Source organism: Aeromonas sp. D3 (assembly GCF_027705025.1).
Classification (GTDB): Bacteria; Pseudomonadota; Gammaproteobacteria; order Enterobacterales; family Aeromonadaceae; genus Aeromonas; species Aeromonas salmonicida.
Genome location: NZ_JAPDBE010000005.1, coordinates 31,763 through 49,478 on the forward strand (window position 1 = coordinate 31,763; position 17,716 = coordinate 49,478).

The following is a 17,716-nucleotide window of genomic DNA, read 5'->3' on the forward strand; positions in this document are numbered from 1 at the left end:
ATCAGAGGGAACCAATATCTTCCCACTCTTCATCGGAGAGCAGCTTGTTCAGATCGACCAGGATCAGCAGTTGACCATCACGGTTGCTGACACCCTGAATAAACTTGGCGCTCTCTTCGGTACCCACCGCAGGGGCGGCATCAATCTCGGAGGAACGCAGATAGACCACCTCAGCCACGCTGTCGACCATGATACCGATCACCTGCTTCTCCGCCTCGATGATGACGATGCGCGAGTTCTCGCTCACATCGCCGGAAGGCAGGCCGAAACGGGAACGGGTGTCGATGACGGTCACCACATTGCCGCGCAGGTTGATGATACCCAGCACATACTCGGGCGCACCCGGCACAGGGGCGATTTCGGTGTAGCGCAACACCTCCTGCACCTGCATCACGTTGATGCCGTAGGTTTCATTTTCCAGCTGGAAGGTGACCCATTGCAGCACTTCATCTTCGGCCAGATTCTGTGCAATATTGCGCTTTTCTGTCATGTTTTTATTCCTTTTATGAAAACGTCTACTGGTAAAACTAGCAATAAAACAGCACAAGTGCAGAAGTTATCAGCGACCTTCTATGTTGACCCCGCGCTCCAGCAGCAGGAGCAATTCCCTGACATGCAGCAGGGCGCACATCTTCTCCTTGACCATGCCAGCCAGCCAGGGGCGTTTACCCTCCTGATGACGCCATTTGACCTGATCACGATGCAATAACTCTGTGCCTTTCAGATGATGGCAGGCGAGCCCCCAGGGAGATTCACCCAACATGATCAGATACTTGTAATCCGGTATCTCCAGATGCTGACCCGGCATCACCCACTGCGCGGTATCCACCACGTTCATCTTCTGCTCGCGGGAAGTCATGATGCCACGATACCAGTCGGGCTGACCAAACAGCGACGAGACTTCGCCCATCTGATGGATCCCGCCAAGCTCGGTCAGGGGCACTGCAAAGGTGACGCCGGCAACTTCGAAGAACAGCGCCTGAAATTCCTTACCGGTATCGATGTTTTCCCAGGTCGATGGTGCCACCTCTTCTTGAGGCGCCTGCTCTACCGTCGTTTCTGTCATCACCAGCGTTGACGGTTCGGCCACAGCCGGGGCCGGCATCTCCTCTGGCCAGACAGGCTCAACCGGCAACAAGGCATCTTCAGCCTCGATCTGCAAGGGCTCGCTGACGACCTCTTCATGGCTCAGGGCATCCATTTCAAACTGCACCTGACCCACCTGGGCGAGCAATTCGCTCAGCTGTTCGAGCCGTTCATCCGCTTCCAGATAGGGTTGAACGACTACCTCGGGAGCAGCCAGAGGCTGGCGTTGCAACAAGATCACGGGAGCAGGTTCAAGCGCTTCTGACGGCTCCGTCTGCAGGACCTCATCCAACAACAGGGAATGGAAGTAATCATCCATTGCCCTCACTTGAGTAGTGTCTCTCATGATGTCACCTCATGAGCACGTTGACGCTCCTGGGCATCAAGATAGTTGAGCAAAGTCTCATAGGCATAAGTGCCGCGGCTGCTCGGCGAATAAATAGAAGGGGGAATGTGGAGCAAGCTGGCATCCCGAAACTTGGTATCGATGGGGATGACGGCGTTCCATACTGCATCGCCATGTTGTTCCTTGATGGACTTCAGGGTCATCAGGGAGGCGCGGGTTCGCTTGTCAAACATGGTGGGGATCACGGTGAAGCGGAACTTCTCCCGCTTGGAGCGTTGCATGATTTCGAAAGTTTTCATCATCCGCTCCAGTCCCTTGAGAGCCAGGAATTCGGTTTGTACCGGTACCAGGATCCGATCACAGGCAGCCAGGGCGTTGACCATCATGACGCCCAACACCGGCGGGCAATCGATGAGCACATAGTCATACTGATCCTGAATACGCAGCAGGGCACGCTTGATCACCAATCCCATCCCCTCCCGGTTGCCCATCACCCGATCCAGGGTGGCCAATGTGATGGAGGCCGGCAGAAGATGGATATTTTCGAATTTGGTTCTCAGCGTCAGTTTATTGACCAGCTCGGCAGTAGGCTTGGCAGCCTGAAACAACTCATAGAGAGTGCCGTCCAGCCGGTCTGAATCAAAGTCGAGATATGCAGTCAGGGAAGCATGGGGATCAGTGTCAATCAATAGCACCCGCTGTCCGCGCTGAGCCAGAATACCGGCTAACGAGACCACTGTGGTGGTTTTACCGACCCCACCTTTTTGGTTGGCAACCGTCCAAACAATCACTGTATCAATCCTGCCTTGTTGTTATACGTATGCCACCACCTGGCAGAGTGATCACCTTGACCTCGCCTGCCTCGACTGCCTGGTGCACTGCGGGAACCGGCTCCACCGTCACAGGCTTGACGGGAGCGGGGGCGGGTGGCACCCAGGCGAACTTGGAAATAGCGACCACCACCTTGCGATTCTGTAAACGTCCCTGTTCGCTGTCATTCCCGGTAAAGGGAGAAAACTCGCCGTAGGCCTCGTAAGCAAGTCGCTGGGGGGCAACTCCCTTGGCGATGAGAGCCGTGAGCACGGCCTCTGCTCTTGCCGCTGACAACGTCCAGTTGGAACGGAAAATTTCATTATTTATCTGCTGGTTATCTGTGTAGCCTCGCACTCTCACATAGTTATCGACCGGTTTGAGAATACTTGAAAGAGTATTGAGCACAGGCTCGGCATTAGTGCTCATAAAGGCACTGCCACTGCCAAACAAGAGTCCAGAGCTCAGCTCTACCGTCAACCAGTTGTCATCCAGCGTGAGCTTGACTACCCCCGCCTCCACCAGTGAGCCCATGTTTTCCTGCAATTGGGTATCTATCGTCGCAAGAGTCGTACCATCTTGCTTGATGGGGACACCAGAGATGGGAGCAATCGAAGGGGAGTCTTGTCTGGCACTCTCCAGCACTGCAGATGTGGCAGAGACCTCGCCGTTCAACAGAGATGTCCCCTGCCCTTCCAGCAAGCCATCGCTGCGTGGCGGCATGACGCTGAAAGCCTGAGTCATGCCATCAATGACGGCGCGATACTTGTCCTTGTTGACCAGCGCCACCGAGTAGAGCACCACGAACAGAGCAAAGATCAGCGTCATATAGTCGGCATAGGAAACCAGCCACCGATCGAGGTGCTCTCGACCTTGCAGGTGCAAACGATAGCGCTTGCGCATGGCTACTCTCCTTTCAGATAAGCCTTCAACCGCCGTTCAACCTGCGGGCCATTTTCGCCGTGAGCAATCGCCATCAAACCTTCCAGCGTCATCTCCTGAAACAGAGCGTAATGATAGTGAAAGGCGCGCAGACGATTGGCAATCGGTAGATAAAAGAGGTTGGCAAAGCCAACCCCATAGATGGTGGCAACAAAGGCAACGGCAATTCCGGCACCAAGAGCAGCGGGATCTTCCAGATTGAACATGGCCTGGATAAGACCTATCACTGCACCTATGATGCCAATGGTCGGACTATATCCCCCCATCGCCTCAAAGACACGGGCGGAGTGCTCGTTGCGCTCCTGCTCGATATCGATGTCCGCTTCCAGCAACATGCGGATATCCTCTATCGATACCCCGTCCACTATCATGGTGAGGCCCTGACGGGTGAACTCGTCACTCTCCTGATCGGCCTGATTTTCCAGTGCCAGCAGTCCCTGCTGGCGGGCGAATACCGCCCATCCCTGCAGCCGCTCGGCTTGATTGAGCAGATCCCAGGCAGGAGGGATCAACATCCAGCGCAACTGCCTGATTGCTTCGAGCAGATACTTGCGCGGTGTCTGCAAAATGACAGCACCCCAGGTGCCACCCACTACGATGACAAAGGCAGGGCCATCGAGCAGGGTGAGCAGGGTGCCGCCATGCCACAACTGGGCAATGGCAATCGCTCCCAACGCAAGGATCAGGCCGAACATGCCCATCTTTAGCGACCCAGCTCAACCAGGATACGCTGTGCCACCCGATCCAGCGGCAGTGATTCAGTGGCGATACCCGCCTTGGCAACAGCTTGCGGCATACCATATACGACACAGGACGCTTCATCCTGAGCCCAGATGGTTGACCCCTGCTCCTTGAGCAGGCGAGCGCCATCCCGGCCATCGGCCCCCATGCCGGTCAACACGATGGCAAGCACCTTGTCGGCATAGGTTTTGGCCGCTGAAGCAAAGGTAATATCGACACAAGGCTTGTAGTTGACCTTGTCGTTACCCTCGACAATCCGGATACGGGCACCGACACCACGCCCTTCCAGCAGCATCTGTTTGCCACCGGGCGCCAGATAGGCATGACCGGGTTTGAGTACATCACCATCTTCCGCCTCCTTGACCCCGATCTGGCACAGGCCATTGAGACGAGCGGCAAAGGCGGCGGTAAAGGTCGCCGGCATATGCTGGATAAGCAATATGGGGTGAGGAAAATCAGCGGGCAGCTTGGTCAACACATTTTGCAATGCAACCGGACCGCCGGTGGAGGTACCGATAGCCACCAACTGATAAGTCTTGCCACTGCGCTTGAACGCCGCCGCCGGCACACTCCGCTGTGGCTCGGCCTGACGATCACCAGGACGTGACAGCGAACTGCCCAATGGGCTGCGAGCAGCAGGTTCCGGCGCTTTGGCTCGAGCCGGCGCCGCCATCAGGAAGCGCTTGCGCGAAATATCCTTGACCCGTTGTTGCAACAGCCGGATCGCCTCATCCTTGTCACGGGCAATGTCTTCAAATTTCTTGGGCAGAAAGTCGAGGGCACCGGCATCCAGCGCATCGAGCGTGGCCTTGGCCCCTTCATGGGTCAGAGAGGAGAACATCAGGATCGGAGTGGGACACTTGGCCATGATCTCGCGTACGGCGCTGATGCCATCCATCACGGGCATCTCTATGTCCATGGTGATCACATCAGGCCGCAGAGCCAGCGCTTTGTCTACTGCCTCCCGTCCATTCTGGGCCGTGTCTATCACCGTCAGCATGGGATCCTGATTGATGATTTCACTGACCCGGCGGCGGAAGAAGCTCGAATCGTCGACAACTAGTACCTTGACTGCCATTGTTATTTTTCTAACTCCTTGGGCCTGAGCTATCAATGTCTACGCGCATACGCTTTGAGCAGACTCGGCACATCCAGAATGAGTGCGATACCACCATCGCTGGTGATGGTGGCCCCGGCCATGCCAGGGGTTCCTTGCAACAGGTTGTCCAGCGGCTTGATCACCACCTCTTCCTGGCCAATCAGGTTATCCACGACAAAACCTATCTGCTGGGTGCCAATCTGCACTATCACCACATGGCCCGTATCCTGCCGTGATTTCTTGTTCGTCCCTTTCACCAGCCACTTGTGCAGGTAAAAGAGCGGAATAGCCTTGTCACGCACTATGATAGTGAGCTGACCATCCACCACGTTGGCCTTTTTGAGGTCCAGATGGAAAATCTCGTTCACACACCCCAGCGGCAAGGCAAACGTCTGTTCACCCACTTCCACCATCAGCGTCGGCAAGATAGCCAGCGTCAAAGGCACCTTGATCTCGAGGCGGGTCCCTTTACCCCAGGTAGAATCGATATAGACGGAGCCATTCAGGCTCACAATACTGGTTTTCACCACATCCATACCGACACCACGGCCTGAGATATCGGATATCTCTGACTTGGTAGAGAAACCAGGCGCAAAAATCAGGTTGTAGGCATCGTTGTCACTCATACGAGCCGCACTGTCTGCATCCAGTACTCCACGACTGATGGCGATGGACTTGAGCTTCTCCGGATCCATGCCGGCACCATCATCCTCGATACAAAGCAGGATGTGGTCACCCTGCTGGGAGGCACTCAGGGTAATGGTGCCCTGACGTGGCTTGCCCGCTTTTTCACGCACATCCGGCATCTCGACCCCATGGTCACAGGAGTTGCGCACCAGGTGAACCAGCGGATCGGCCAGGGCCTCGACCAGGTTTTTATCCAGGTCAGTCTCTTCCCCGACCATCACCAGCTCAATGTCTTTCTTGAGAGTGCGAGCCAGATCGCGCACGACGCGCGGGAAGCGACCAAATACTTTTTTGATGGGCTGCATGCGGGTTTTCATTACCGCGCCTTGCAGATCGGCCGTCACCACGTCCAGATTGGCAACCGCTTTTGACATGTCTTCATCGTTGCTGGCGATGCCGAGGCTCACCAGACGATTACGAACCAGCACCAGCTCACCCACCATGTTCATGATGACATCCAGTGTCTTGGTATCTACCCGAACCGTGGTATCGCTTTGCACTGCATTTTCTGCCGGTGCTGACGGTTGTTTGACGGGGGCTGGTGCAGGTTTTGCGGTAGCAGCCGGCGCGGCGGTGGGTTTTGGTGCAGGTGCAGGCGTCGGCTTGGCCGCGGGAGCAGCGCTCACCGTAGCTGCTGGTGTTGGGGCGGCGGCTACCGGTGCTGCAGGTGGCGTGATACTGGTTTTCGGTCCCTGGCCACGACCATGCAGCTCATCAAGCAGACGCTCGAACTCATCGTCATCGATAAGTTCGTCGACTTCTTTTTGTACCGACGTCAAGGGGTTGACCTCGAGGGCACCGCTATGCTGACCCTGACCATGCAACTGGTCGAGCAAGGCTTCGAACTCGTCGTCGGTGATGTCACCGGTGCCGGTCAATATGGAATTGGCAACCGGGGTCGGCGCGCCGCCAGCCCCATGCAATTCATCGAGCAAACGCTCGAACTCATCGGCAGAGATTTCATCGATGGAGCCGCCACCATTGACGGGCAATGGTGCAGCAACCGTCTCGGGTTCGGAAGCCACGGCAGCAGTCTCAACCGGTTCGGCCTCCTGGGCAGGGGCGTTATTGCCCGCGGAGGCTGTCAGCAGCTGCTCTTGCCCCTCGGGCTTGCAGAGCTCATGCAGATCATGCAGGATTTCGGCAGATGCAGGGCTTGGTGGTTCGCGATTCTGCACCTGGGCAAACATCACATTGATGGCGTCCAGTGCCTGCAAAATAACATCCATCAACTCGGCAGTGACGGTTCGCTTGCCATTGCGCAAGATGTCGAACACGTTTTCGGCACCGTGACAGACGTCCACCAATTCTCCCAGAGAGAGAAAACCGGCGCCGCCTTTAACGGTATGAAAGCCTCGAAATATGGCATTCAACAGATTCTTGTCATCGGGTCGCTTTTCCAAGTCGACCAGTTGTTCGGACAACTGTTCCAATATTTCGGATGCTTCGACCAAAAAGTCTTGCAGTATGTCTTCATCAACTTCGAAGGCCATGCGTCACTCCATTAGAATCCCAGGCTAGACAGAAGATCGTCCACATCATCCTGACCATTGACCACATCGGAACGCGTCTCAGGGTTCATGATGGGGCCTTCGGCTTCAATCCCGCTTACAGGAAGGCGTTGAGATGAATGCTCAGCCGCAGCCTCACCAAACATAGTCAGCATTTCTATTAATTTTGTTTCAACTTCCTGAACCAGCTTGATGACCTTGCGGATCATCTGGCCGGTCAAATCCTGAAAATCTTGCGCCATCAGGATTTCTGTCAGCAGTTGCCGTAATTTATCGGCATCAGATTCAGAAGCCTTAATAAAATCATCCAGTTGGTGACATAAAGACTTAAATTGTCCGACATTCATGTCCCTGCTCATCAGGGCATTCCAGTTAGGCAGAACCAGCTGAATGTTGTCATTGAGCCGGTCAGCAATCGGCAGGCTGGCTTCAACCGCATCCATGGTGCGGTTGGCTGCCTTGTCAGTCATGTCGATAACATAGCTGAGACGCTCCCGGGCATCGGGAATATCATGGGTCGCCAGGTCGGGGATCCGCGGATCCAGCCGGAAATCCTGTAGGGAATCGTGCAGTTGTCGGGTCAGTTGACCCACTTTGTCAAAGAGAGCGGCGGCATTGGGGGCACATGCATCAGCAATGATGGTATCGGCCTGTTCAAATTCGCCTTGCTCAAGATGGGCAACAAGCATCCTTGCCTGATCGAGCGAAATCATTGCACTCGTTTTGGCCTTCATCCCTGCTGCTCCTTAGCCGATTCGTTCAAAGATTTTGTCGAGTTTCTCTTTGAGCGTTGCAGCGGTGAAAGGCTTGACGATATAGCCATTGACGCCCGCTTGGGCGGCTTCAATGATCTGTTCGCGCTTGGCTTCAGCCGTTACCATCAGCACCGGCAGATGCTTGAGTTTGTCATCGACGCGAATTGCCTTGAGCAAGTCGATACCTTGCATACCGGGCATGTTCCAGTCGGTGACCACGAACTGATAATCACCATTTTTCAACATTGGCAAGGCCGTGTTGCCGTCATCTGCTTCGTGGGTATTGTTAAATCCCAAGTCACGCAGCAAGTTCTTGATAATCCGGCGCATCGTTGAAAAATCGTCAACAATGAGGATTTTCATGTTCTTGTCCAAAATTCCCTCCTAAATAGCCGCCATAGCGGCTCACTTACATGATGCAGATCGCAGGTTTTGTTTTGCGGATTATGCCTTAGAGTTTTGTTTCAGTGTAGCTAGTACAAACACTTATACATGCCAATCTCTTAAACGAGCGCGTAATCTGTGCATTGCCTGACTGTGTATCTGGCTCACACGAGACTCGCTTACGTTCAATACCTCGCCTATTTCACGCAAGTTCAGTTCTTCATCGTAGTAAAGGGAGAGTACCAACGCTTCCCGTTCCGGCAAGCGTCCAATGTGTTCGGCCAGAGCACCTTGAAAACGCTCGGCTGCCAGTTCGTCAAACCCACTGTTGCTTCCAGCATCGTCGGGATGACCAATCACATCCTCGCTGACCCCCAGGTCCTCGATGCCGATTATCTTGCCGCAGGAGACATCCTGCAGCATGGTGTGATACTCGCCGAGACTGACTCCCATCTGGACCGCCACCTCGGTATCGCGGGCATCACGGCCGTGCGCTTGTTCAACATTTTCGATGGCTTCGGCGATGGCACGGCTGTTGCGGTGCACGGAACGCGGCACCCAGTCGCCCCGCCGTATCTCATCGAGCATGGAGCCACGGATGCGGATCCCGGCGTAGGTTTCAAAGCTGGCGCCCTTGCTGCCGTCAAAGTTGCGGGAAGCTTCAAGCAGCCCAATCATACCTGCCTGGATCAGGTCATCCAGCAAGACACTGCTTGGCAGGCGAGCCAATAAATGCTGGGCAATCCGCTTCACCAGTGGAGCATGACGCTCGACCAGCACATAGGAATCCTGATGACGCAAGTACGCTTGGGCTTTATTCACGGGAACCTTCCTGTGCTATGACCGGCTTTTGCAGCAAATTTTCCAGGAAAAATTCGAGATGACCGCCGGGTTGGTTAGGAATGGGCCAGCTTGCCGCCTTGTTGGCGAGGGCGCGAAACGCCAGCGCTGCAGGTGACTTGGGGAAGGCTTCGACAATCAGCTTCTGCTTGCGCACGGCAGCCCGCAGGTTGGTGTCGTAAGGCACGCAGGCCACCAGCTCCAGCGAGGTGTCCAGAAACCGGTCAGTTACCCGGGTCAGCTTGGCATAGAGCTCCTGCCCTTCGCGCAGGCTGCGCACCATATTGGCCACCACCTTGAAGCGAAACACACCGTGATCCTTGGAGAGGATCTTGATGAGGGCGTAGGCATCCGTGATGGAGGTTGGCTCGTCGCACACCACTATCATGATGTCCTGAGCGGCGCGAGTGAAACTCAGCACCATCTCGGAAATGCCCGCCGCCGTATCCACCATCAGGATATCGACCTGGGTCTTCATCTCGCTGAAGGCGCGGATAAGTTCGGCATGCTGCACCGGGGAGAGCTCCACCATGGACTGGGTGCCGGATGTCGCCGGCACTATCATCATGCCGTAAGGCCCCTCGACTATGATGTCGTCTATGGTGCACTCACCGGCCAGCACATGGGAGAGGTTGCGGTGTACCCGCAGCCCCAGCATGACGTCAACGTTAGCAAGGCCAAGGTCGGCGTCCAGCACCATCACGCGTTTGCCTTGGGCAGCCATGGCACCCGCCACGTTCAGGGTCACGTTGGTCTTGCCCACGCCACCCTTGCCACCGGAAACGGCGATCACTTTTACTCGATTGTTTTGACGCATTTTGCGCAGACCACTCGCCTGATCCATATGTATGTTACTCATAAAACTCCGAATCTTCGGCCTCGCCAAAGCCTGCCCCCCAGAAATAGGGTTCTTCTGTTTCCTGCTCCAGCGAGCCCATGGCAGCCCCGACGAGCTGCGCCGCATTGGCAACTTGAATATCTTCCGGAACCCTTTGTCCATCAGTGATATAGCTGATAGGCAATGCATTCTGGATACACACGTTAATCACTTCGCCCAGATTCAGACTCTCATCCAATTTGGTAAGTATGCAGCCGCTTAATGGAATACGCCGGAAATGGTCCACCGCCTCCTGCATCACTCGACGCTGGGAAGTGGCTGACATCACCAGGTAGCTGCGGATGCGAACCTTGGCATTTTTCACCAGGGTATCGAGCTGCTCGGTCAACCGAATATCCCGCTGCCCGACCCCTGCGGTATCGATGAGTACCAGCCGACGATGGCGGAATTGATAGAGGGCATTGGCCAGCTCTTCTGCATCCCGAACCTGCCGAACCGGACACCCCATGATGCGACCATAGGTCTGCAACTGTTCATGGGCACCAATCCGGTAGTTGTCCGTGGTGATGAGCGCCACCTGCTCGGCGCCATACTTCATGGCAAACCGCGCCGCCAATTTGGCGATGGTGGTGGTTTTGCCCACCCCGGTCGGTCCGAGCAGGGCAACGGCCCCACCTTGTCGTAAAATGTCGTCTTCGCTGATCTTGAGCTGGGCGGTCAGCACCTCGGCCAATTGGGCCATGGCCTGATGGATGGACATATCCTCAGGGATAAGGCCCGCCAGCTGATCGGCAAACGCATCGTCAAAGCCTATCTTCTTGAGTTCCTTGATGAGCAGGGCCCGCATAGGTTCACGGCGTTCCACTTCCTGCCACATCAGTCCGGAGATCTGGTGCTCCAGCAGCTTGCGAATGCTGGCCATCTCCTTGCGCATCCCTTCCATCTCCTGCTCTCGCGGCGCAGGCTGGGGAGCACGACCTGGGGTCGCCACTCTGGCTTTGGGCTTGGCGGGCTCGGGCGCCGCTCCCCACTGGCCCTGTTCGGCCAGGGTGCGAGGCGCAGATCCGGCAGCCGCCATCGGTGCCCCGCCGTTGAGACCGGCCGGGTTGGATGGATTCAGCTTCTGCTGGCGTGCCAGCAGCGCGGCCAGGGTATCGGCATAGTGTTCGTTCTGTTCCTTGGCCGGGGTGGGCACAGGACGCGTCATCTGCCGCCCGGCAGACGAGATATTGACGCTCTCATCGTTCAACTGACGGCGAACCGGCGCATCTTTGGGTCCCGGAACCTGGGATTGATAATCGACAGCGGCGACTATCTCCACCCCTCCGGTGACTTTCTTGTTGGACATGATGACGGCATCGGGCCCGAGAGTCTCCTTGACCTCAGCCAGCGCCGTTCTCATATCCTTGGCAAAAAACCGCTTAATCTTCACCCGTCATCTCCGCTAACTAGTTCTGTCCTACCGCACTGACGATGCGGATTTGCTTGTCATCAGGCACTTCCTGATAAGACAGAACGCGTAATCCAGGAATGGCATTCTTGACAAATTTCGCCAGGGTATTGCGCAGTATCCCTGATGTCAGAAGCACGGCCGGTTGGCCTTCCAGTTCTTGTCGTTGAGTGGCTTCCACCAGCGAGCGCTGCATCCGCTCCGCCAGGCCCGGCTCTATGCCAGCACCATCACCACCCCCTGCCTGCAGGGATTGATGCAATATACGTTCCAATTCTGGCGACAATGTGATCACCGGTAACTCGGGATCCGGACCGGCAATCTCCTGCACTATCAGGCGGCGCAGGGCGATACGGCAGGCGGCCGTGAGCACTTCCGGGTCCGGGCTGCGCGGGGCATATTCCACCAGGGTCTGCAGGATAGTGCGCATATCGCGGATTGGCACGCCTTCATTGAGCAAATTCTGCAATACCTTCACCAGGTTACCCATGCTGATGACCTCGGGAACCAATCCTTCCACCAGTTTGTTCTGGTGCTTCCCTATCATGTCGAGCAGTTGCTGCACCTCGTCATGCCCCAGCAGCAAGGCGGCATGGTTGGAGAGGATCTGGCTCAAGTGAGTAGCGACCACGGTGGCGGTATCCACCACTGTGTAACCCAGGGTCTGCGCCTGGGAGACCTGCTCCTTGGCGACCCACACCGCCTCCAGCCCGAAGGCGGGATCACGGGTGGCAATGCCCTGGATCTGGCCGAACACCTGGCCCGGGTTGATGGCCATCTCCTTATCATGGTAAACATTGGCCTCGCCGGTACTGACCCCCATCAAGGTGATGCGGTATTGATTGGGCGCCAGATCCAGATTGTCCCGAATGTGGACGGCAGGGACCAGAAAGCCGAGCTCCTGGGAAAGTTTCTTGCGCACCCCTTTGATCCGGTTGAGCAGTTCCCCACCCTGATTGCGATCCACCAGAGGGATGAGCTGATAGCCCACCTCCAACCCGATAATATCCACCGGCATCACATCGTCCCAACTCAGCTCTTTCTGCTCATGAGGCTGCTCTGAGGTAGCAGGCATCAGCTCGCCCTTGGCGGCCTTGGCCGCAGCACGCTTCTCACGGCGCAGCAGCCACCAGGCACCGGTGGCTGAAATGGCTCCCAGGCTCAGGAAGGCAAAGTGCGGCATGCCTGGCACTATCCCCATCAACAGCAGAATACCTGCCGAAATAATCAGCGCCTTGGGATTGTCAAACAACTGACCCAGCACCGCCGTGCCCATGTCCTGATCCGTGTTCTGGCGGGTAACGATAATGGCGGCCGCGATGGAGAGCAGCAGGGAGGGTATCTGGGCAACCAGACCGTCACCAATGGCGAGCAGGGTATATATTTCGGCCGACTCACCGAATGTGAGCTGATGCTGCATCATGCCAATGATGAAGCCGCCGATGATGTTGATGAAGAGGATCATGATGCCTGCTATCGCATCCCCCTTCACGAATTTGGAGGCACCGTCCATGGAACCGTAGAAGTCGGCTTCCTGAGTCACATCTTGCCGACGTTTTTTGGCATCTTCCTGGTTGATGAGGCCAGCGTTCAAGTCCGCGTCGATAGCCATCTGTTTGCCGGGCATGGCATCCAGGGTGAAACGGGCGCTTACCTCAGCAATACGTCCGGCACCCTTGGTGACCACCACGAAGTTGATGATCATCAGGATCGTAAAAACGATGATGCCGACCGCATAGTTGCCGCCGATCACCACGTTACCGAAGGCCTCGATCACATGACCGGCCGCCGCGCTGCCGTTGTGGCCTTCCAGCAAGACCACCCGGGTTGACGCCACGTTGAGCGCCAGCCGCAGCAGGGTTGCTATCAGCAGAACCGTCGGGAAGGCGGCGAACTCAAGGGGGCGGCGGGTATAGATGGCCACCAGCAAGACCACGATGGAGAGGGCAATATTGAAGGAGAAGAGGACATCCAGCAGCATTGGCGGTATGGGCAGCACGACCATGCCAAGGGAGCCAAGCACCAGCAGCGGTGTCCCCACCCCCTTGGTCAGCAATCCCCTGTGCTCTTTCAATCGGCCCAATGATGCCTGAAATTTCATCGTTTTTCTCAATCTTAAACCGCTGGTGTCAGATTAAAGCAAACATCAAGCCAACAATTCAAAGCATTGATTTTAAATGATTTTATTTTGACTGCGTCAGAAGTTTGTCATTTGCGAAATTCAGGCGGAATGGGCAGATCACGGGCGATCGGATTGGGGCGCCGACCACTGCCACGACGGAACTTCTTGAGCTGATAAACATAAGCCAGCACCTGGGCCACGGCGGCAAACAGGCCTTCCGGGATCTCGTGCCCAATCTCGGTGGAGTGGAAGATGGCGCGGGTGAGTGCTGGGGACGGCATGATGGGGATCTCGTACTCCCTGGCTATCTCCCTGATCTTCATTGCGATTTCGTCTGTGCCCTTGGCGACGACCTTGGGCGCGGCCCCCGGCTTGGCAATGTCGTATTTGAGTGCCACCGAGTAGTGGGTCGGGTTGGTGATGATGACGTCGGCCTTTGGCACATCTCCCATCATGCGTCGCATCGCCATCTGCATCTGCAACTGCCGTATCCGTCCCTTCACCTCGGGTTTACCTTCGCTGTCCTTGAACTCGTCTTTCACTTCCTGCTTGGTCATCTTGAGCTGGCGTGTGTGGTTCCAGGTCTGGAAGGGTACATCTATGGCCACTATGGGGATGAGGGCACAACAGAGGATGATCAACATCCACAGCAGCAGGTCCAGCGCATCTATGATGCCACCGGGAAACCCCTCCATGGAGAGATTGAGCAGATGGTTGAACTGGCTCGACAACATCCACCAGGCAAACAAACTGATGAAGACCACCTTGGCAATGGACTTGACCAGTTCGATCAGGGATTGCACCCCGAACATCCGCTTGATGCCGCTGAGCGGGCTCAGCTTGCTCCACTTTGGCATCATGGCCTCGGAGGAGAAGTTCATCCCCCCCAGCAGGGTATTGCCGATGAAAGCCGCTATGGCCACCAGCATGAACAGCAAACCAAGCGGATAGACAAGCTCCCTTAGCAAGGCCGGCAACATGGCGCCCATGGCGTTGGGATCGAAAGCCTGATCCCGGTCCAGGGTAAAGCCAATGGTGAGGATCTTGACCATGGCGCCAGCCAGACTCTCCTTGATCATCAGCAGACCGAAAACGGCCGACAACAGGACGCTGGCGGTACCCAGCTCCTTGGAACGTGCAATCTGCCCTTTTTCCCGGGCCTGTTGCAGTCGTTTGCCCGTGGGTTGTTCGGTACGTTCCTGATCGGTATCAGCCATCTTGCTGACCTCCGCAACGCCGGATGCGGCTCAGCAGCAATCGCCTCCAGAGGAAGTGAAGCAGTTCGGTACCAAGCCGCGCGCAATCAACCATTCTGATCACCGAAACACTGGACATTAATCAGCTCGCAGCTGGTCTCCTGCACCCGCTCCCACATGGAATCGAAGTGACCGAGAAAACCGCCTATGGTGAGCCAGAGGATGAAGAGGCCGGACATCATGCTGACCGCAAAACCGATACTGAAGATGTTGAGCTGGGGTGCCGCCCGGGTCATGACACCGAACGCAAAGTTGATGAGCAGCAGCGCGACTATGGCCGACAGCGCCATCACCAGAGAGGCCTGGTACATGACCCCCAAAAAACCGATCAGGCTGCGGATGGCAGGCAGGGTGAGTCCGGTATCGGAGACCGGCAAGGTCTCGAAACTCAGCACGACCATGCGCAGCATGATGAGATGACCATCCACCGCCAGAAACACCAGGGTTGCCAGCATCAGGTAGAACTGGCCTACCACAGGGGCCGACTGGCCATTCATGGGGTCCACCAGGGTCGCAAAACCCAGACTGGTCTGCATGGCGATGACCTGACCGGCCATCACGAAACTCTCCATCAGAAACTGGGTCATGAGGCCGAGGGCAATGCCGATGAGCAGCTGCTGGGTCAATACCAGAAAACTGCCGACGGAGAACAACTCAACCTTGGGCATGGGAGGCAACAAGGGGGCGATCATGAAGGTCAGTGCCAGCGCCAGCCCGATACGGATCCGTGCCGGCGTCAGGCGGCTGCCGAACACCGCCATCACCATCAAGAGGCCGCTCACCCGCGCCAACGGCCAGAGGATGGAAGACAACCACTCCATGATAAGAGCGGTCGTGTAGGTCATACCGCCACCTTGGGACTATCGCAAGGTACCGCCATCAGCAGCAGGCTGTCAGACGGCAATCCTGGCAACGCCGTGGAGCGCATCACCCCACCACCTGGGGAATTTGACTCACCATCAGCAGGAAGAAATCCATCAGGCTCTGCAAGCCCCAGTGCGCCCCCGCCCCCAGTGCAAACAGGGTGACGATGAGACGCGGCAGGAAGCTCAAGGTCTGTTCGTTGATGGAGGTAGCGGCCTGAAAGATGGCCACCACCAGACCTATCATCAAACTCGGTAAAATCACGGCGCACACCATGATAGTCACCAGCCAGAGTGCCTCACGGAATACGTCGACAAAGGTTTCCGGACTCATGCTCCTTGCTCCTTGCGTTTGTCCGACTTAACCACCGGCGCCCAGGCCGAAACTGTTGGCCAGAGAGCCCAGTATCAGGTTCCAGCCATCCACCATGACGAACAGCATCAACTTGAATGGCAGGGAAACCAGCATGGGTGACAGCATCATCATACCCATGGCCATCAGGATACTGGCCACCACCAGATCGATCACCAGGAAGGGCAAAAACAACATGAAGCCTATCTGGAATGCCGTCTTCAACTCGCTGGTCACAAACGCCGGGATCAGCACGCGCAGTGGCACCTCGGCGGGTTTATCCACCTGCACGTCGGCGATTTCCATGAAGGTATTGAGATCCTTGATCCGGGTCTGGGAGAGCATGAACTGATGGATGGGCAGTTCGGCCCTCTCCAGCGCCTCCCTGGCCTGAATGGTCTCGGCCAGATAGGGTTGCAGCGCCTCGTCGTTGATGCGATCCAGCACGGGTGACATGATGAAAAACGACATGAAGAGGGCAATGCCGATCAACACCTGGTTGGAGGGGCTCTGCTGCAAACCGATCGCCTGGCGCAATATGCCAAGCACTATGATGATGCGGGTAAACGAGGTCATCATGATGACAACCGCAGGCAAGAAAGAGAGCGCCGTCATCAGCGCCAGCACTTGCAGGGTCAGGCTGTATTCCTGACTGCCATCCGCCAGAGTCTTGATGGTCACGGCCGACATGCCATCCTGGGCCAACGCCAGCGGCGAGAACAGCGCCAGCGTTGATAACAGGCCGACCAGCAGCCCCATTGGTAACCTCAAGCCGTCAGCTTTTTTCATGTTTGCCCATCAGTTTGCCAAGTTGCTGGGAAAACGCCTGGGGCTGGCTCTCGTCCAGCGGCGTATCCAGGCGATAGAGAAAGTTGACCTGCTGCGGTGTCACCCCGATCAACAACTGCTGTTCACCCACCTTGACCACCAGCAGCTTCTCTTTATAACCCACCGGCAGGCTGGCGATGACACGCATCTGACCGCCCCCCATGGCGTTGGCTATCTTGCTCTTCTTGAGCAGAAAGCCCAGCACCAGGATGAGGCCGATCACCATCAGGCTGGAGAGCAACCAGGAGGTGAGGCTGGGAGGATTGGCTCCCGCCCCCGGATTGGCCAGTACAGGGCAGGACAACAAGAGTAACGGGAGCGCGCGGATCATGTGAGTTTCTGGATCCTGTCGGCCTGAGTGATGATGACATCGGTCAGCGCAATGGTGCAGGTCATTTGAGTTTCTTGATCCTTTCAATCTGGCTGATGACATCGGTCAGACGAATACCGAACTTGTCGTTTACTACCACCACTTCACCGTGGGCGATCAGGGTGCCGTTGACCAGCACGTCCAGCGGCTCACCCGCCACCCGATCCAGCTCCACCACAGAGCCCTGGTTCAGTTGCAGCAAGTTGCGGATGCTGATCTGGCTGCGGCCCACTTCCATGGCGATGGTGACCGGAATATCCAGAATGGTGTCGAGTTTGCGCCGCTCCTCGGCACTGATGGGGGCGTCATCGGTGAGCTCCTCGAGGGGAGCGGGTTTGGCTTCGGCAATCACCTGCTCTTCCAGTGCGGCTGCCCAGGCGTCCGCCATCAGATCCTCTTCATCAGTTCCGCTCATCTTGCTTCCTTATGCTCATTC

The 17,716-nt window shown here is 56.5% G+C and carries 19 protein-coding genes; all 19 read right to left on the reverse strand.

The genetic code is table 11. The features are described from left to right. Nucleotide 1: 1 nt before the first annotated feature. The 19 genes from OKC28_RS04910 to fliN all read right to left on the reverse strand — a co-directional run bounded on the left by OKC28_RS04910 (nucleotide 2) and on the right by fliN (nucleotide 17,695). Nucleotides 2-490 carry a chemotaxis protein CheW gene (locus OKC28_RS04910; protein WP_005298836.1) on the reverse strand — a complete coding sequence of 163 codons (489 nt, stop codon included), beginning with the start codon at nucleotides 488-490 and terminating at the stop codon, nucleotides 2-4. A gap of 69 nt (nucleotides 491-559) precedes the next feature. Further along, entirely contained in the window at nucleotides 560-1,432 is an 873-nt protein-coding gene (locus OKC28_RS04915) for a chemotaxis protein CheW (RefSeq protein ID WP_270687874.1), read from the reverse strand. Continuing rightward, nucleotides 1,429-2,223 carry a ParA family protein gene (locus OKC28_RS04920; protein WP_011898511.1) on the reverse strand — a complete coding sequence of 265 codons (795 nt, stop codon included), beginning with the start codon at nucleotides 2,221-2,223 and terminating at the stop codon, nucleotides 1,429-1,431. Before OKC28_RS04920 ends, OKC28_RS04915 begins: the two co-directional genes overlap by 4 nt. Before the next feature lie 4 nt (nucleotides 2,224-2,227). Next, nucleotides 2,228-3,145 carry a flagellar motor protein MotB gene (locus OKC28_RS04925; protein WP_270687878.1) on the reverse strand — a complete coding sequence of 306 codons (918 nt, stop codon included), beginning with the start codon at nucleotides 3,143-3,145 and terminating at the stop codon, nucleotides 2,228-2,230. A 2-nt stretch (nucleotides 3,146-3,147) separates the two neighbouring features. After that, nucleotides 3,148-3,885, reverse strand: coding sequence for a flagellar motor protein (locus OKC28_RS04930; RefSeq protein ID WP_034524367.1), 738 nt, complete (start codon nucleotides 3,883-3,885; stop codon nucleotides 3,148-3,150). Between the two features lie 2 nt (nucleotides 3,886-3,887). Beyond that, complete coding sequence (locus tag OKC28_RS04935; RefSeq protein ID WP_021140838.1) at nucleotides 3,888-5,003, reverse strand: protein-glutamate methylesterase/protein-glutamine glutaminase; 1,116 nt, start codon at nucleotides 5,001-5,003, stop codon at nucleotides 3,888-3,890. A 32-nt stretch (nucleotides 5,004-5,035) separates the two neighbouring features. Beyond that, nucleotides 5,036-7,204, reverse strand: a complete 2,169-nt coding sequence (locus OKC28_RS04940; protein ID WP_270687881.1) for a chemotaxis protein CheA — start codon at nucleotides 7,202-7,204, stop codon at nucleotides 5,036-5,038. Between the two features lie 11 nt (nucleotides 7,205-7,215). Continuing rightward, the gene (locus OKC28_RS04945) at nucleotides 7,216-7,956 is read right to left on the reverse strand and encodes a protein phosphatase CheZ (protein ID WP_005319293.1); all 741 of its coding nucleotides are present in this window, start codon (nucleotides 7,954-7,956) and stop codon (nucleotides 7,216-7,218) included. 12 nt (nucleotides 7,957-7,968) lie between these two features. After that, nucleotides 7,969-8,340, reverse strand: a complete 372-nt coding sequence (gene cheY / locus OKC28_RS04950; RefSeq protein WP_425267348.1) for a chemotaxis response regulator CheY — start codon at nucleotides 8,338-8,340, stop codon at nucleotides 7,969-7,971. Nucleotides 8,341-8,463: 123 nt separating this feature from the next. Then, on the reverse strand, nucleotides 8,464-9,183 hold the full coding sequence (locus tag OKC28_RS04955) for an RNA polymerase sigma factor FliA (protein ID WP_021138445.1): 720 nt from the start codon (nucleotides 9,181-9,183) through the stop codon (nucleotides 8,464-8,466). After that, nucleotides 9,176-10,060 carry a MinD/ParA family protein gene (locus tag OKC28_RS04960; protein ID WP_034523505.1) on the reverse strand — a complete coding sequence of 295 codons (885 nt, stop codon included), beginning with the start codon at nucleotides 10,058-10,060 and terminating at the stop codon, nucleotides 9,176-9,178. Before OKC28_RS04960 ends, OKC28_RS04955 begins: the two co-directional genes overlap by 8 nt. Then, the gene (flhF, locus tag OKC28_RS04965) at nucleotides 10,053-11,471 is read right to left on the reverse strand and encodes a flagellar biosynthesis protein FlhF (protein ID WP_021138444.1); all 1,419 of its coding nucleotides are present in this window, start codon (nucleotides 11,469-11,471) and stop codon (nucleotides 10,053-10,055) included. The genes OKC28_RS04960 and flhF overlap by 8 nt, the downstream gene beginning before the upstream one ends. A gap of 16 nt (nucleotides 11,472-11,487) precedes the next feature. Further along, nucleotides 11,488-13,590 carry a flagellar biosynthesis protein FlhA gene (gene flhA, locus OKC28_RS04970; protein WP_270687885.1) on the reverse strand — a complete coding sequence of 701 codons (2,103 nt, stop codon included), beginning with the start codon at nucleotides 13,588-13,590 and terminating at the stop codon, nucleotides 11,488-11,490. Nucleotides 13,591-13,697: 107 nt separating this feature from the next. Beyond that, entirely contained in the window at nucleotides 13,698-14,828 is a 1,131-nt protein-coding gene (gene flhB / locus OKC28_RS04975) for a flagellar biosynthesis protein FlhB (protein ID WP_021138442.1), read from the reverse strand. A gap of 86 nt (nucleotides 14,829-14,914) precedes the next feature. Then, nucleotides 14,915-15,712: a flagellar biosynthetic protein FliR gene (gene fliR, locus OKC28_RS04980; RefSeq protein WP_059112922.1), complete on the reverse strand. Its 798-nt coding sequence runs from the start codon at nucleotides 15,710-15,712 to the stop codon at nucleotides 14,915-14,917. Between the two features lie 82 nt (nucleotides 15,713-15,794). After that, nucleotides 15,795-16,064 carry a flagellar biosynthesis protein FliQ gene (gene fliQ / locus OKC28_RS04985; RefSeq protein ID WP_021138440.1) on the reverse strand — a complete coding sequence of 90 codons (270 nt, stop codon included), beginning with the start codon at nucleotides 16,062-16,064 and terminating at the stop codon, nucleotides 15,795-15,797. A 27-nt stretch (nucleotides 16,065-16,091) separates the two neighbouring features. Continuing rightward, nucleotides 16,092-16,871, reverse strand: a complete 780-nt coding sequence (gene fliP / locus OKC28_RS04990; RefSeq protein ID WP_034523503.1) for a flagellar type III secretion system pore protein FliP — start codon at nucleotides 16,869-16,871, stop codon at nucleotides 16,092-16,094. Further along, the gene (gene fliO / locus OKC28_RS04995) at nucleotides 16,858-17,241 is read right to left on the reverse strand and encodes a flagellar biosynthetic protein FliO (RefSeq protein ID WP_005319315.1); all 384 of its coding nucleotides are present in this window, start codon (nucleotides 17,239-17,241) and stop codon (nucleotides 16,858-16,860) included. The genes fliP and fliO overlap by 14 nt, the downstream gene beginning before the upstream one ends. Before the next feature lie 61 nt (nucleotides 17,242-17,302). Then, on the reverse strand, nucleotides 17,303-17,695 hold the full coding sequence (gene fliN, locus OKC28_RS05000) for a flagellar motor switch protein FliN (protein WP_017412373.1): 393 nt from the start codon (nucleotides 17,693-17,695) through the stop codon (nucleotides 17,303-17,305). Nucleotides 17,696-17,716 lie beyond the last annotated feature (21 nt).

What these genes read in the sequence shown, in the direction of transcription:
- OKC28_RS04910 (WP_005298836.1), bottom strand. Translation starts at nt 490, where the DNA reads ATGACAGAAAAGCGCAATATTGCACAGAATCTGGCCGAAGATGAAGTG.
- OKC28_RS04915 (WP_270687874.1), bottom strand. Translation starts at nt 1,432, where the DNA reads ATGAGAGACACTACTCAAGTGAGGGCAATGGATGATTACTTCCATTCC.
- OKC28_RS04925 (WP_270687878.1), bottom strand. Translation starts at nt 3,145, where the DNA reads ATGCGCAAGCGCTATCGTTTGCACCTGCAAGGTCGAGAGCACCTCGAT.
- OKC28_RS04930 (WP_034524367.1), bottom strand. Translation starts at nt 3,885, where the DNA reads ATGGGCATGTTCGGCCTGATCCTTGCGTTGGGAGCGATTGCCATTGCC.
- OKC28_RS04935 (WP_021140838.1), bottom strand. Translation starts at nt 5,003, where the DNA reads ATGGCAGTCAAGGTACTAGTTGTCGACGATTCGAGCTTCTTCCGCCGC.
- OKC28_RS04940 (WP_270687881.1), bottom strand. Translation starts at nt 7,204, where the DNA reads ATGGCCTTCGAAGTTGATGAAGACATACTGCAAGACTTTTTGGTCGAA.
- OKC28_RS04945 (WP_005319293.1), bottom strand. Translation starts at nt 7,956, where the DNA reads ATGAAGGCCAAAACGAGTGCAATGATTTCGCTCGATCAGGCAAGGATG.
- cheY (WP_425267348.1), bottom strand. Translation starts at nt 8,340, where the DNA reads ATGAAAATCCTCATTGTTGACGATTTTTCAACGATGCGCCGGATTATC.
- OKC28_RS04960 (WP_034523505.1), bottom strand. Translation starts at nt 10,060, where the DNA reads ATGAGTAACATACATATGGATCAGGCGAGTGGTCTGCGCAAAATGCGT.
- flhA (WP_270687885.1), bottom strand. Translation starts at nt 13,590, where the DNA reads ATGAAATTTCAGGCATCATTGGGCCGATTGAAAGAGCACAGGGGATTG.
- flhB (WP_021138442.1), bottom strand. Translation starts at nt 14,828, where the DNA reads ATGGCTGATACCGATCAGGAACGTACCGAACAACCCACGGGCAAACGA.
- fliR (WP_059112922.1), bottom strand. Translation starts at nt 15,712, where the DNA reads ATGACCTACACGACCGCTCTTATCATGGAGTGGTTGTCTTCCATCCTC.
- fliQ (WP_021138440.1), bottom strand. Translation starts at nt 16,064, where the DNA reads ATGAGTCCGGAAACCTTTGTCGACGTATTCCGTGAGGCACTCTGGCTG.
- fliP (WP_034523503.1), bottom strand. Translation starts at nt 16,871, where the DNA reads ATGAAAAAAGCTGACGGCTTGAGGTTACCAATGGGGCTGCTGGTCGGC.
- fliO (WP_005319315.1), bottom strand. Translation starts at nt 17,241, where the DNA reads ATGATCCGCGCGCTCCCGTTACTCTTGTTGTCCTGCCCTGTACTGGCC.
- fliN (WP_017412373.1), bottom strand. Translation starts at nt 17,695, where the DNA reads ATGAGCGGAACTGATGAAGAGGATCTGATGGCGGACGCCTGGGCAGCC.